This is a genomic window from Apilactobacillus kunkeei, from assembly GCF_001421115.1.
Lineage (GTDB): Bacteria > Bacillota > Bacilli > Lactobacillales > Lactobacillaceae > Apilactobacillus > Apilactobacillus kunkeei_F.
The window spans coordinates 292,619-309,813 of record NZ_JXCW01000001.1; the positions used below are offsets into that span (position 1 = coordinate 292,619).

At 40.6% G+C, this 17,195-nt stretch carries 1 protein-coding gene; it reads left to right on the top strand.

The features are described 5' to 3' along the window. Positions 1–198 precede the first annotated feature (198 nt). On the top strand, positions 199–17,142 hold the full coding sequence (locus RZ55_RS01065) for a DUF5776 domain-containing protein (RefSeq protein WP_057175534.1): 16,944 nt from the start codon (positions 199–201) through the stop codon (positions 17,140–17,142). The last annotated feature ends 53 nt before the right edge of the window (positions 17,143–17,195 follow it).

Consider the following 17,195-nt stretch of genomic DNA (forward strand, 5'->3'; position numbering starts at 1 on the left):
AGCTTGATATCGTTGATTTAATAGGCATAAAACGATGAATTTTTGAACGTGATTGGGTCGTTTCAAGCTTTTATTTGAATTTTTTGTTCCAATCTAACGAGCTTCAACTTTTAAAATTGGTTAATTTAGATGTTCTGTTTGTATAAAACACTAAATTAAAGATTTAGAGAGTCAATAAATAACAGGGGAGGGCTTTCTTTGCAATACAATAAGAATGAATTTCAAAAAACCAATGATAAAAAGATTCTACGAAAAGTAAAGAAACAATGGGTTGTCGTCTCATTAGCTTCATTTGCTTTTCTAGGTGGAACTTCGCTGGCATTAATGTCACACGGAGTTTCTGCTCACGCTGATGATACTACCAAGAACAATACTGAAGTTGTTCAACCTAATAATAATCAGCAGTCATCAAACCAACAATCTGATGACAATAAGCAAACTGCATCAAATGATGATCAACAAAATCAAAATGATGTAAACAAGGATAATGGTCAATCAGCCAACAATAACGATCAACAAAAACAAAATGATAACAACGACAATAAGTTATCAAATCGTTTAGGTGCAACCGATCAATCCAATAATCAAAATCAAACTACTGACATTGTTAACAACCAATCCACTAATGATGCCACTAACTACCAAAAGCATTTACAAGGTAACACTAAAGATTCAAATGATGCTAACAAACAATATACCCAATCAATTAATCAAGGTGTCAACGATGCTTACAGTAATCGTAAAGCTGATAATGATGACATAACCGACAATAACAGCAAGGAACTTTACAGCGCTGCTTATGAAGGGGTCAATGCTGATCAATCCAAGAGTGTTTCAGACAATATGGCCAGTTCATCAATCGACGACATCAAGAAGGCAGCTGCAAATACTTCATCAATGCTATACATCGCTTACAAGTATGGTGTTGATTTTAGAAAGACTGCCGATGCAGCATTTAACGATGCAACTACATCTGGATCAAATGACTACACCCAAGGAAGCAATCGTCCTAGTGCAGATTCTGGTCTACAAGCAATGTACGACAACGCCTACATGGGTGTTAGAAACTCTTTAAACCAACAATTTGATTCAAAAGATAAGTTTAACGTATCTGGATACGACGCCAAACCAGACGATAAAAATGTACCAGAAAACAACACAGATACCAGTGCTGCACAATACAAGACAACATTCAATAAGATGGTAAACGACTTCAATAACGGAATCGTTTACGCTAATAACAACAATCAATTCAATAGTGCCATGGTTGCTTCAGGTACCAACAGTATCCAAAAGATTGTTTTAACTAACAACATTAACTCAAGCGGAACTGTTACTAACTTAGGCAACCTAGTAATTGATGGTCAAAACAAGTTCTCACTAAGTGGAGCTTACACATTTAACAAGTCTGACAGCACTTCAGTTGTTAAGATTCAAAATGTTACCAGTCTAGGGAATCCATACGTTGTAAACGGTAATGGATTCGTTGAATACGATAACGTCAGATATAACGATACCTTTGACAATCTATTCAATCCAAGCAATGGTAATGGTAACTATGTATTAGGTGCTAATGTCTATGCCTCTGATGCAACCACAAACAATGGCGTGATTACATATTCAGAAACATACAAGAACTTAAATCCATCCGGTGGTAAATTCGTTGTCGGTGAAAATGGCCAATACGCCTTTAACTCATTGATGGCTAACTATATCGTGTTCCAAGAAAACGCCAACGTTAACTTGAATCCGGTTGAAATCGATAACTACGTTTACCAAAAGAGCTGGGGTAAAACTGTAAAGACTAACTACATCGATTCTACTATGATGCCTAGTTACGGAATTGTTGCTAACAACAATATTAATGTCCACAAGGGTGCCAAAGTAAACATTACATTGAGTAATAACACCAACGGTATTCGTGTCGGAAACGTTAATAATCCAGCCGATACCGGATCAGGTGATAGCGGAAATATCGTTATTAAAGGTACTGTTAACTTAGTTGTTCCAGATGGTGTTACACCAACTGCTTTGAACTCTAACTTGGTTAATGGTCCTAATAACACATCTTCTGTTGCCAGTGGATGGAACAACAAGCGAGCAGATGCCGTTGTATGGCTAGGTCACGGGATGCAAATCCTAAGTGGTGGTGCATTCAACGTTGATGCTAAGATTCCAACTACTGCCAATGCTGGTTTGTACAATGCCTTTATCTATGGTCCATATTCAACCATGACTACTGGCGGTCGTAGAAACCAATCAAGCAGTAAGATTTTAGTTCTTCAAAATGGGACACTAAATGTCAACATGAATACTGGTTCTAAGGATCACCCAATTCGTGTTGCATTCCTACCAATCGTTGCATTTAACCCAAAGAAGTTTAACTTAACACTAAACGTTACTCCAGGTTCTTCAATGGGAGCAGCTGGTCCAAAACTAAGTCTTTCTTCAATTGATGTTTTCGGTGCCATTTTGGACCAAGGAAACATCGCAAGTATTAAGACTAATAGTGGTTACTTATTGAACCCATACATCTACCACTACCGTCGTAATGGGACTGCACTGGGTGAAAACGATGACAGTTTCAACAGTAGTGAAATTTTCCAAGATATTAACGGAACCACTAACGGATACAAACCATCCGGTTCTGATAGTAGTAAGAAACGATTTAGTTTCAGTTATCCATACACCTGGGGTGAAGTACCAGATACAGGTGTCACTGTTAACGGTGTTAGCTTCGATCAAGCATTCAATTACTTACAATACTTTGTTCAATTGTATGAAGACATCATTGCAAGTAAGCAAGACTACAGTGATCAAGTCTTAAACGGTAACATTGTTAACCCAGACCCTAACCGTACAGGGGCTTACAATCCTGAAAAGGCTAAAAACGGTGACAATCCAACTCAAGCTGAAATTAATGCAGCAATTGCCAACGTTTGGAAGAACGATGTTAACAGAGCAATTAATTCAACATACTACTTGAATGATACTAATAATCAAAATGCATTAAACACGCAAAAAGCTTACTTAAGTGGAAGCACATTTTCTGATTTAGCAGGGATGAGTAAGAGAGACCTTGCTAACAAACTTAAGAATATTAATGATCCTGATTTACCAAACATCATCATTAACATCGCTAAGGCATTAGGTCAAACTGTTGCGGGAATGTCTGATAACCAAAATGTTGTTAAGAGAATTAACGAAGCATTTAATGGTAATACACCAAAGGTTATTTCAGGACAAAACGCCAGAAATGATACATCTATCGACTTTTCTGGTTCTCCATCAATTGAATTTGACCACAACATTCAAACATACCAAGATGCTAACGGTCACTACCACGCTAAGTTTGAAGCAACATTAAATAATCCTGGTGACGATGCTAAGGAACATCAAGTAGAAGTTCACTACGTCACAGGTTCATTTGATGCTAAGTCAAATAACGGTGATGTTTACCGTAATATGTACAAGGCTAATAACAATAATGAAACATTAGCCCAAACCATCACATTGGATTCAAGCAATTCAACTACTTTAAGTGATGGTAGTATTCAATTCAACGGTGATATCGATTTAGGTACTAAGCCAATCGATACTGTCGGAATTCGTTTGAATACATTCATGCAAACTGGTTTGGCAGATTGGCAAGGACCTGCATATCAACCAATTGCCAGTGTTTCAAGTTCACTTCGTCCTGGTAACAACAGTTATCAAACTAACGTTGAAGGATTCAACAGTGTTTGGACTCGTCTAGATAATGGACAAGAACTTAAACTAAAGGGTAACTACGGTCCCGATAATGATATGCACTCAATCGCCGCAATGCCTACAGCACAAGGTTTCTTGAAGAATATTAGTGGTATTTTGAACCACTTAAGCGATCGTGATACCAATGAAGCTCAATACTACACCAATAAGACTTCAAGTGATCCACTACCAAGTCCAGAATATCGTGAATACCTAATTAATAACCAAAACATCACACCATTTGATGATTCATCATACAGTGGTGCAGATGCAAACAACAAAGAAACAAGTTTTGCAACAGTTAGAGTTATCGCTTCTAACGGTGACAAGACTAGACTAGTTGGTATTGCTAAGATGCCATTTGATGCTATTTTAAATAACGGCTCATACGATACTTCTAACTACCAAGCTAAGACCGCATTTACAAAACTAGCTAGTGATGTATCCAACAATAACAAGGGGTACACTCTTGATTTATCGCAAACTCCAATGAAGCAATACGATAAGTCAACTTATGACATCTTCGTTCCAGATGTTCAATTCGTCCAAGACGGAGCATTACTACCAATCGATACTCCTTCAGGATCTAAGATGCCATTTAAGGGGATTGCTAAGGTTGATAAGTCAACTGGAAACGTAATTTCAATTACTCCACAACTTCCTGGTTTTGCTGTTTCAGCCAATAACAATGGTCTAAACACAGATAGTTATGGAATGTACACCGTGCAACCAGCTGTCGGTACTGCCACCGTTTACATCGATGATGCTAACGGTAACCCAACTGGATTAACCGCATCAGTTCAAGTCAAGGGTAATAGTGATGGTACTGTTAATGCCGTGCAAACAGTTAACGTTCCATCCGGTAAGAATGACGGTTTGCAATACACCATTGATAACAAGACCAAGATTGGGATTGTTACCGATGCCAAAGGTAACCCAACTTACCACGTTCAACTAACTGGTAATAGTGATAAGAAGTTCGTAAATGTTGTTACTCCTTCAGGTAGCACAATTGATCAAGGTGGATACAGACGCCAAGATGCCGATGGTAGCCTTCACACAGTTACCTACCTACCAGGTTTCGATTCATCTGCCAATACTCAAACCACAGGAACGGGTGCTAATCAAAAAGATGTTGTTAAACCATCTGCTAACCCGGTTAGTGTCAAGATTCCGGTATATCAACCAGGTACCAATACTCAATTAATGGTTAATAATAAGCCAGTCTTTATTGAAGGAACTGCCCAAGGTCAAAATGATGGTACGTCAAAGATTACTTCTATCAAAGGTAGAGGCATCTATAAGACTGACGATGGCAATAGATACAAGGTAAGTGTTGGTGACAAAGTTAAGGCCTACACCGACAATTCAGGTAATGTCATTGTTTATGCTGAAGGTCAAGTTGATAACGATATTGTTACTAAGACTCCAGCCATTACCCAAGACGGTGTAGCCGTTGATGGTGGTGCAACCGTTATTAATAGTGATGGTACATTGACGATTAAACCTGGTATGCCAGGTTTTGATGGTAGTAACCCTGGTCAAATGAAGGGAAATAGTGCTGTTGTTACACCATCAGCCTCTCCAGTTCGTATTACAGTTCCCGTAATTAGTAGTGTTGATGGAAGTCATGTGGGTGTCATTCAAGTGGATGTTCAAGGTAATAACGACGGTCATTCATATGTTGTTGGAGTGAACACTCAATCTGAATTCAGAGACAGTGTAGGTAATAAATACACGGTCAAGAAGGGTGACGTTTTAACTCCTCAATACAATGCTGGAAAAGTTAGTGCATCAATTGTTGCTAAACCAATACCTGTTGCAGATTACTCTGTAGAAGCTGTTACTGATAAGGGTAACAATATTACTTCAGGAGCTACGATTAAGACCAAAGATGGCGTTAAGACGTCAGTATCTAACATGCCTGGTTTTGATGGAAGTACACCAGCCAAATTTGATGCCACCGGTAGTGCTATCTTGACTCCTTCAAAGAATCCGGTTCAAACAACTATTAATGTTTTAGATGCTAACACCGGTGATAACGTTGGTACTATGACCGTTCACGTCCAAGGTCACTCAGATGGTAATTCATACATTACATCTATTGATTCACCAAGCAACGCGACATTAACAAACGGTCACAATGGATACACTGTTACAACCGGGACTGCAATTAGTCCTGATATGAGCAATCCAGGTAATTTCAATGTTTACGTTACTCCAAGTTATGTTGGTACCGAACAAGTTAACGCTGTTACCGATTCAGGTAACACAATCAAGGGTGGTGCAACCATCTCAGCGAATGCTTCAGGTGGCAAACAAGCAACTGCTAACATGCCTGGTTTCGCACCATCTCCTAATGCACAATTCGATAGCAATGGCGATGCTATCTTAGAACCTGCGACCGCACCGGTTCAAACTAACGTAGACATTATCGATCAAGATTCTGGTCAAAAGGTTGGAACTGCAACAGTCATGGTTCAAGGTAACGAAGATGGTACTTCTCGCATTACCAGTGTTGTTAACGGCGGATTTGTCGGAATGCAAGACGCAAGCGGCAAGCACATTAGCTACACTGTTACTGCCGGTAGTGCAATTGACTTGAATAAGGATAGTCAAGGTAATTACACCCCAATCATTAACGTTGCTAAGAAAGAATTTAACTACAATACCGGTGATAAGGTTCCAATCCAACGTGAAGATGGCACAATCCTTCCATTCTCAGGAACCATCAGCTATGACAAGGATGGTCATATGGTGGTAACTCCTGATTTGCCAGGATACAATCCACAACAAAACGACAAGGATGCCTCATTTAACGTTACAACCAACAATACCCCTCAAGCAGTTAATGTTCACATTTACAATGCTTTGACCGGTCAAGATACTAACAAGGTTGTAAACGTCCTAATCACTGGTCACAATGACTCAAGAAAACAAGATAAAAAGCCTGTATACATCGACATCACAGCATTATCTGATCAACAATCAGACGGTGTCGTTGCTGATAATACAGACACTGCTAAACCAGTCGCTAAAATTACTGATAGCGATGGTAATAAGTACACAATCAGTAATGTGTTAACTGCCAACAAGGATGTATTGGTTCACGTTGCTGCAAATGGTAATGATTCAGACTACTACTATCTATCATTGCTTCCAGATGGTACACCAAAAGATCAACAAACAGTTGATGTTGTTACCGCAAATGGTTCAAGTGTCGGTAAAGGTACTTACAACGCCAATACCGGTAATGGTAAACCATTCGTAACCCCTGACAATCCTGGTTTCACATCATCCACAGCTAAGAAGTACAACGGCCAAGACAAATACATTGTTACACCAACTACTTCTCAAACCAACATTTCAGTTACTGACGGTAATGGTAATGTCATTAACAACTCTGTCAATGTAACTGTAAGTGGTGATGCTAACGGTAATACCACAATCACTAAGGTTCCAAACAATGGTGTCATTAATGGTAGTGATGGTAATACCTACCAAATCAACCCAGGTCAAACCATTCAACCAAACACACCAAACACTATTGGTGGTGGTTACAAGACCACTGGTCAATTGATTGGAATGGGTAACGTTGCCGTTACAAATGACGGTCAAAAGACCAACTCAACTATCAGCAACCTTCCTGTTAATACGAATGCTGATGGCAGCCAAGTTGTTACTAAGAACACAACCAGTGCCGATGGTTCATACATCATCCCCGCAGGTTCAATCGTTTCTAACAACGGTCAAAACCAACCAAGTGTTGATGGATTCCCATACGATCCAACTGACCAAACTGTCACAATCAACAATGTTCACTTTATGCACAAGGATAAAGACACTGGATTAACCAGCACCATTAAGGGAATGATTGGTCCAGATGGCAAGATTAAAGTTGTTAACGACACAACATTAGTTGGTAACAATAATGATGCTTATACTGCTAAAGCCAACACAATTGTTGAAAAGGTAGTTAATAATGGTGTTACTGAATACCACGTTCAAACAGTTGGCCACAAGATTAGAAAGGATGTTCCAGCAATCGCCGGAGCTAACGGTCCAGTTATTGACAATGGTGCAACCGTTACTTATGACCCTAAGACCGGTGTAAAGACAGTTACATCTAATGTTGCTGGATTCGGTTTGGATAACGGTCAAAAGAGTGAAGAAATTCCTGCTAACACCAGCACCAGTCAATTCAAGTTAACTCCAATCAAGGAAACAATTGACGGTGTTCACAATGACCAAAATGGCAATGACACTAGTTCAACCACTGATCAACTACAAGTCCAAGGTCATGATGATGGTAGCGTTACTGTTATCTCAAACACTCCTTCAAAGGACGGCAAGTACGTCATCCCAGCTGGTGCTAAGGTCACCAAGAATGCTGATGGCACTTACCATGCCGAATCATTATCAAGAAATCCAGATGGCACTGTCACAATTAACAACGCTTCTTACGACGGTACTAACGGTACCAGTGTTGTTAAACCAGTTGTCGCTCATCTAAATGCCGATGGTTCACTAACTGTAAATACTGATACTGCTGTTGAAGATGGTAAGGGTAATGTCTACGTTGCCAAGAAGGGCAGCAAGATTACTCCAGTAGTTAACCCAGATGGCTCAACTACTTATCACATTGCTAGTCAAGTTCAACAACAAGACCAAGTCGTTCCTGCTAAGGCTGGTAAGAACGGCGATACAATCCAAGGTGGAGCAACCATCCACACTAATCCAGATGGTACTAAGACAATCAAGTCTAACGTTCCAGGATTCACTGGTAGCGATAATGTTTCATCCGATACAGACACCAGTCTTCCAGTATTAACACCTGGTATTACTACATTACCAACTACTCACGCCGATGACGTTAATAGTAAAGACACTGGTAAGATTATTACTAACATGAGTGTTCAAGGTCACGATGGCGGTTCAATTACTGTTGTTAAGAACACCAAGACAGACGATGGCGCAAACGTTGCAATGGCAAACTCACCAGTCACAATTAACACTGATGGTAGTTACCATGTTCAAACTCTTCCAATCGATAAGAATGGTAACGTTATGATCAATGAAGCCACAATTACCGATGAAAATGGTAAGAAGCTAAACAGTCAACCAATCTACGCTAAGTTAAACGATGACGGTTCACTAACATTGAATCAACCATCAGATGGCGGAGTTCACACCATCACTCAAGACGGTTACGCATATCAAGCTAACAATGGTACTCCAGTCGTTAAGACCGGTAATGGCTACCAAGTTAAGAGTGAAGATGATACCGCCAGAATTACCAACGCCACATTAATCGACGAAAAAGGTAATAAGGTTGATGGAACCGCATCAATCAATGTTGATAAATCAACTGGTAATATTCTACCAAGTTCAGACCTATCAAACGTTGCAACACTAGGTGGTAATCACGAAGGATACCACATCAGTAATCCTGATACTCAAACAGTTGATTGGAATGACGGTAAGGGTAACGTCAACACCACCGCTTCCGTTAAGGTTGTTGAAAACTATCCATATGATTTCATCTCTGATGTGAAGTTCAAGAACGCATATACCGGTGAAGTCTTTACCGATGGTTCCAAGAAATACCAATTAAAGGTTACTCATTCAGACGGAATGCCAATTAACTACGGTACAAAGGATGCTGCTAAGGCGATTAATGAATTACCTGATAACTATGTATACGATGCCGGAAAAAACATCATTGTTAACAAGAATAATGACGGTAGTTTTGAATATGTAATTCCGGTTGTTCCTACTAAGGCTGAACTACCAACAGCCATCATTGATGGTAAGGATAACCAAGAAAAGGCAATTACCAAGTTACCTGTTAATACCAACGAAGATGGTACAATCACCACATCACAAGACCACGTGGCTAAAGGGATGAACGACGACCCTAACTACTACTTTGTTCCAAAGGGTTCCAACGTTCGTCAAGAAGCCGATGGCACATACCATGCTGATGGATACACCATCCCCGCAAATCTAGATGGTACCTTTGACATTACCACTGGACAATACGACAAGGATAAGAACACTTCATACCCAGGTAAGATTACTGCCAACATCAATCCAGATACTGGCAAGATTACCATTGCTAAGGCATCAGTAACCAAGGCGACAGATGGCACAATCTACCAAGTCGATGAGGGTGAAGCTGTTACTCCTAAGTATGAAAACGGTGATGTTCAATATCACGTTGCTGCTCATGCTGTACCAGCAACTCAAAACATCCCTGCAAAGGCCGGTACCAATGGCCAACGCATAGACAATGCTGCCACAGTGACAATCAACCCAGATAACGGTACTAAGACAATCGCTTCAAACATCCCAGGATTTGCTGGACAAACTAACGTCCCAGTTGATCAAGATACTGGAAACATTGTCTTAACACCAACTAACGATGTTATTAAGGGTGTTCACTTTAACGATGACGGCAAAGACACTGGCTCAACCGGTGATGTTCCTGTTAAGGGTAATCAAAATGGTGACATTGTGGTTACCAAGAACACTAAGTCAACCGATGGCAAGTACATGATTCCTGCTGGTTCAACCGTAACCAAGGGAACCGATGGCAACTACCACGGTGATTCATTCCCAGTCAATCCAGATGGAACTATCAATATTCCAAATGGTAGTTATGATGCTTCAGACAAGACATCACAATCAGGTAAGTTAATTGCCAAGGTTGATGACAACGGAAACATGACCGTTGCTAAAGGCAGTGTTACCAAGGATGACAAGGGTAATGTTTACATCGCCCACAGTAATACACCAATTACCAAGTCAGTTGATCAAGACGGTAACGTTACTTACCATGTCAACGCTGAAAAGGTCGTTCAAGACCAAACAATTCCAGCCAAGACTGGTCAAAACGGAACTATGACTGATGGTGCTGCCAAGATTCATGTCAACGATGACGGTAGCAAGACCGTTGTTTCAAACGTTCCTGGTTTCAAGGGATACGATATTCCTGAAGGTCAACCAGTACCAAACCCAGTTGTATTAACACCAAGTGCTCAAAACATGAACGGTGTTCACATGGACGACATTAATGGAAATGACACTGGTGAAACTACCGATAACTTACCAGTTATTGGACAAGATGATGGTTCAATTAAGACCACAAAATCAATTACCACTCCAGACGGTAAGATTATCCTTGCTAATACCAAGGTAACCAAGGATAAGGATGGTAACTGGCACGCTCAATCTTACCCATACGATGCAGGTAACAGACAGGTAACCTTGTCACAACTTCCAATCAAGGATGATAAGTTTAACGTAATCGACCACCAAGATGTCGTTGCCAATGTTGATTTAGCTAACGGAACACTTACAGTTGCTAACCCACAAGGTGTTCACGCAACTACAAGTACCGATGCATACCAAGCCGATGCTGGAACCCCAATCGTTTCAGATAACAATCACTTGTATGTAAACACCTACAACGATACTGCTGTTCTACACAACGCTACATTGATTAACGTCAACAATAATGCCAATGTAGGAAGCGGTGTTGTTAGAGTTGATAAGACTACTGGTAACATTTTGACTGCTGACTTGCCATCAACTGGTGGTAACCAAAACGCAGGTTTCCATGTTTATGATCCAAATGGTCAAATTGTTCAATGGAGTGATGAAACTGGTAACGTTAACGACAAGGCAATTGTCCGTGTTACCGACAACGCACCATACCATGCAAACAACCACGTTAAGTTCATAAACATTTACAACAACCAAGTCTTTACAGACAACACCAACAACCCATCAGTTAAGGTTAACGATGATGACTTACTACCAATTTTTGCCGGTGGTTCAAATGCTGCTCAAGCTGTCACTGGTATTCCAAGTGGATACAGCTATGCCAAGGGTAAGCAAATTATCGTTCAACAAACTAATAATGATGATGACAGTGATAAAGACAAGCGTACCTACATTGTTCCAGTTGTCCCAGAACAAGGTGAAATCACCAATGCTAGTGTCTTGGATCAAAAGGGTGACGTTAAGGTCGACCACAGTCAAACATTATCAGTTCAAACCAACGATGATGGTTCAATCAACACTACCAAGGATGTCATTTCCAAGGGTAAGGATGGCAACTACTACATCATCACTAAGAACACTTCAGTTGTTCCAAACAGTTCTGGCGATGGTAGTTACACCGCTCAAGGTAGCAAGTTAGTTTCTAACCCAGATGGCACTGTTGATATCGATAAAGCTCATCTAGACGACAAGACTGATCCTTCCAAGTCAGTAATTGGAAAGGTTTCAGCAAACGTCTACCCATCAAACGGCACAATGACTGTCAACAAGACCACTGTCGTAACTGATCCAAACGCCCCAACTAAGGCATACCAAGTAAATCCTGGTGACCCAATCACTATCACTAAGGACGATAATGGTGAACCTGAATATCACATTCCAGCTACGATTATCGAACAAGATAAGAAGGTTCCTGCTCAAACCGGTCAAAATGGTACAGCTCAAGACAACGCTGCTACAATTCATGTAAATAATGATGGTAGCAAGACAATCATTTCAAATGTTCCTGGATTTACTGGTAACACCATTCCAAATGGTCAACCACTACCAACTAACCCTGTATTGAAACCAACTACTGGTACCATCGACAATGTTCATATCCTAGATAACGATGGTAAAGATACGGGAGCAACCATTGATAAACTTCCAATCCAAGGTCAAAGCGATGGCACAATTAAGGTAACTGCACCTGTAACTACTCCAAACGGTAGAATCATTCTACCTGGCAGTGAAGTCACTAAGGATAGCAATGGTAACTGGACAGTTCCATCATATCCATATGATGCAGGTACTCGTCAGGTAACATTGCCAAACGTTGCTGTAAAGGATGAACAAGGTAACGTTATTGGTGTTCGTGATGTCCACGCCAACATCGACTTGAACAAGGGTACAATGACTCTTGCTGATGAAAACGGTGTTCACATTGTTAAGGGTAAGCAAGCATATCAAGCAAATGCTGGTACACCAATTAACAACAACAATGGGGCATTCTCATTGACTGCCAAGGATGACACCGCTGTTATCAATAACGCTACATTCATTGATAACAACGATGGTGCTCCTAAGGGTAACGGTCAAGTTATCATTGATAAGACCACTGGGCATGTTCTGGACGCTAACTTACCAAATGGTGGATATGAAAATAATGGATTCCACGTTTACAACCCAGATTCACAAGTTGTTGATTGGATTGATAACAACGGAAACGTTGATCCAAACGCCAAGGTTGTAATTGCTGATAACTCACCTTACTCAACAAGACAAAACGTTCAATTCATTGATATCTACACTAACAAGCAAGTTTCAGCTGACACTACTAAGTACTTTATCTACGCAAATGATAAGGACAATACTCCTATCTATGCAGGTAGTTCTGACGCCTACAAGGCCGTTTCAGCAATTCCAGATGGATACAAGTATGCAACTGGTAGACAAATCCAAATTATTGCTGACCCAACCAATCCAGGTAAGACTTTATACCAAGTACCAATTTACCCATCCAAGGGTCGAATTGATAACGCTTCGGTATATGACCAAATTGGTAACGTTCAAGTTGACCACGGTCAAACATTACCAGTAAATACCGATGATAATGGTAATATCACCACAAACGATAATGTCATTGCCAAGGGTAAGGATGGTAACTACTACATCATCCCTAGTGGTTCCAACGTCAACATGAACCCATCTGACAACTCATATCAAGTTGTTGGTGATAAGTTAAATTCACCAAGCGATGGAATCGTTAATATGCCAAACGCTCACTATGACGACAAAGAAGATAAGACAAAATCAGTGGTTGGACCAGTAACCGCAAAAGTTGATCCTGAAAAGGGCATAATGACAGTTGATAAGACAACTGTTGTCAACGACCCAACTAACCCAGGAAGAGCTTACCAAGTTAATGCCGGTGACCTAATTACCATCAAACCAGATGGCAAGGGTGGCGTTGAATACCACATGGATGCCACTCCAATTGACCAAGATAAGTCAATCGATGCTCAATTAGGTGACAATGGTAAGACTCAACCAAACGGTGCCAAGGTTCATTACAACAGTGATGGTACTAAGGATATCGTTTCAAACGTCCCTGGATACACTGGTCAAACTGGACTACCAAACGATGCTGATACTAGTCATGCTAAGTTAAATCCTGTTAATGATGTCGCTCACGACGTATCATTTGATACTGATAAGAAGGCCACTGGTTCAACTGGTGACGTTCCAGTTAAGGGTGATAACGATGGTAATATCGTTGTAACTCAAAATACCAAGTCAACCGATGGTAAGTACATGATTCCAAAGGGAACCAACATTACCAAGGGTGACGATGGTAAATACCATGGTGATTCACTACCATTCAACCAAGACGGCACCGTAACTATCAATAAGGCTAACGTTAACGATAGTAAGGGTGATACTAAGGCTCACAAGGACTTAGTAGCCAACGTTGACGACCAAGGTAACATCACCACTGCCACGGATGAAATTGCTAAGGGTGATGACGGCAACGATTACATCATACCTGCCGGTTCACCTATAACTAAGAATCCGGCAACTGGTCAATACCAAGTAGCCGGCAATCCTCTACCAATTAAGGATGGCAAGGTTACAATCGACAATGCTCACTATGATGACAAACTAGAACCAGGTAAGGGTGCCATCAACAGTATCGTGGCAAACGTTGATGAAAACACTGGCAAGCTAACCGTAAGTCAAGACACAGTGGTACCTGATCCAAGTGATTCAAGTCGTGTCTACAAAGCAACTGCCGGTGACCCAATTACCATCAAGTCAGATGGTAAGGGTGGTGTTGAATACCACGTTGATGCAACACCAATCGTTCAAGACGAAAAGGTTCCAGCACAACCTGGTAATAATGGTAAGACTCAACCAAATGGCGCAACCATCCACTACAATAGTGACGGTACTAAGGATGTTATCTCAAACATCCCTGGCTACGATGGTCAAACTAACGTACCATTTAGTCAAGACACTACTAAACCAGTATTGACTCCAACTCAAGGTACTGCTTCTGATGTCCACTTCGATAACGGTGGTAAGGATACCGGTTCTAAGGCTGACCTACCTGTTAAGGGTGATAACGATGGAAATATCATCGTAACCAAGACTACTAAGTCAACCGATGGTAAGTACGTAATTCCTGCTGGAACTACTATTACAAAGAACGATGACGGCACTTACCATGGTGATTCACTACCAATCGATGCAAACGGTGACGTTGATATCGCCAACGCAAACATCGTTGATGATAGTGGTCATCCACAAGCCCAAGCTGACTTTAAGGCTAGAGTTGATGACGATGGTAACATCGTAACAACCAAGACTAAGGTTGTTAAGGGTAACGATGGTAACTACTACATTGTTCCTGCTGGTTCATCAATCACTAAGAACAAAGACACTGGAGCTTACCAAGTAAACGGTACTAAGATGTCAACCAATGCTGATGGTACTCTAAACATCGATAATGCATTCTACGATGATAAGAATGACAAGACTAAGTCAGTCATTGGACCATTGGTTGCTAAGGTTGATCCAAATACCTGTGACTTAACAGTTGCTAATACCTCAGTTGTAACTGACCCAACCATTCCACACCGTGCTTACCAAGCCGATGCTGGTGAACCAATTACAATTGAAGTTGATAAGAACAACAATGTTTCATACCATGTTGCAGCAACCCCAATTCAACAAGATGAAAAGAAACCAGCTCGTCTAAGTGACAATGCAAAACCTGTAGATGATGCGGTAACTATTCACACTAATAACGATGGTTCAAAGACAATTGAATCCAACATCCCTGGTTACGCGGGAACAACTATTCCAGAAGGTCAACCAGTACCAAGTAATCCAGTATTAACACCTGTTGATGATGAAATTGAACATGTTCACTTCAACCACGGTGGTCAAGATACTCAATCAATTGGTAACATCCCAGTTAAGGGTGACGGTAATGGAGCAATTATCGTAATTAAGCCAACTCGTTCAAGTGATAACAAGTACTTGGTACCTGCTGGGGCAACAGTTACCAAGAGTCAAGATGGAAGCTACCATGTTGAATCATTCCCAATCAATGCTGACGGCGCAATTACAATTGACAATGCGCATCTCGATGCCAGTGATAAAACCTATGCAATTGGAAAAGTAATCGCCAAGCTTGATGGCAACGGCAACTTGATTGTTCAACACAAATCAGTTGTTAATAATGGTCATGGTTACAACTACACTGCTAATGAAAATACAATCATTAAGGTAGTTGTTAATAGCGATGGTACAACAACCATGCATGTAGTTGCGGTTAAGACTCATGCAGGTGAATCCCCTGAATCTGCAGGTAGAAATCGTGCTGCTAAGCTATTACCAGTTGAAAACTTGAAGCATAAGGATGCCGACTATGTATTTAGATACATGAAAGCATACAAGGCCGAATTGAAGAGAAAGTCTCCTTCATATGTTTACAGTGTGAAGGGACTATACCTACACAGTTCAGCTCACTTTACAATCAAGAACCGTGTGAAGGGTTATGCTAAGAAACCAAGAAGATTAGCACATGTCTTCAAGGTTAGAGGAGTTGTTCTAGATCATAACAAGTACCCACGTCTAAAGGTTAATGGTGGTTACATCTACTTCAACAAGAACATTAGGGATGCATACTACCGTACTAACCATCCATTATTCCGTGTCATCAGAAAGACTGGAGTATTGGTTCACACAGACAAGAAGTTCCATTACGGCAAGAGACGTGTAATTAGACTTCGTCGTGGTGAATTAATCCACGTTAAGAAGGTTGTTAAGTATTACAGCATTACTCGTCTATACATTGGTAATGGCCAATATGTAACTTCTAACAAGACTTATGTTGCGCTTGCTAAGAAGAGAGCACCACTTTACGTATACTGGACAAACAAACGTGGAGTTTACGTAAATACTCACTTCACTCGCAAGAATGCCGTTAAGTACTTCTCCAAGAGACCAAGAAATAAAGCTAACGCATACAAGGTATTGAGAATAGTCAAGACTAAGAACGGTACAAAGTACCGCATCAAGCACGGCTACATCAATGCTAAGGGCACAATTCCAGCATATTACGTTCGTCGTACTAAGCTAATTCGTGTCATCAGAAATAGGGGCATCTTAGTTCACAATGCAAAGAAGTTCACTAAGCGTAATGCGATTAAGCATTTCAGAAAGAACGCATTGATCCGAGTTCAAAGCGTAGCAAGATTCTACGGAATTACCAGATTCTACATTGGACATGGTGAATACATTACAGCTAATAAAACCTGGGTTAACAGAATTAAATAGAATCTAAAAATACCCGTTAGGATTTTTTCCTAACGGGTATTTTTTATACTTTT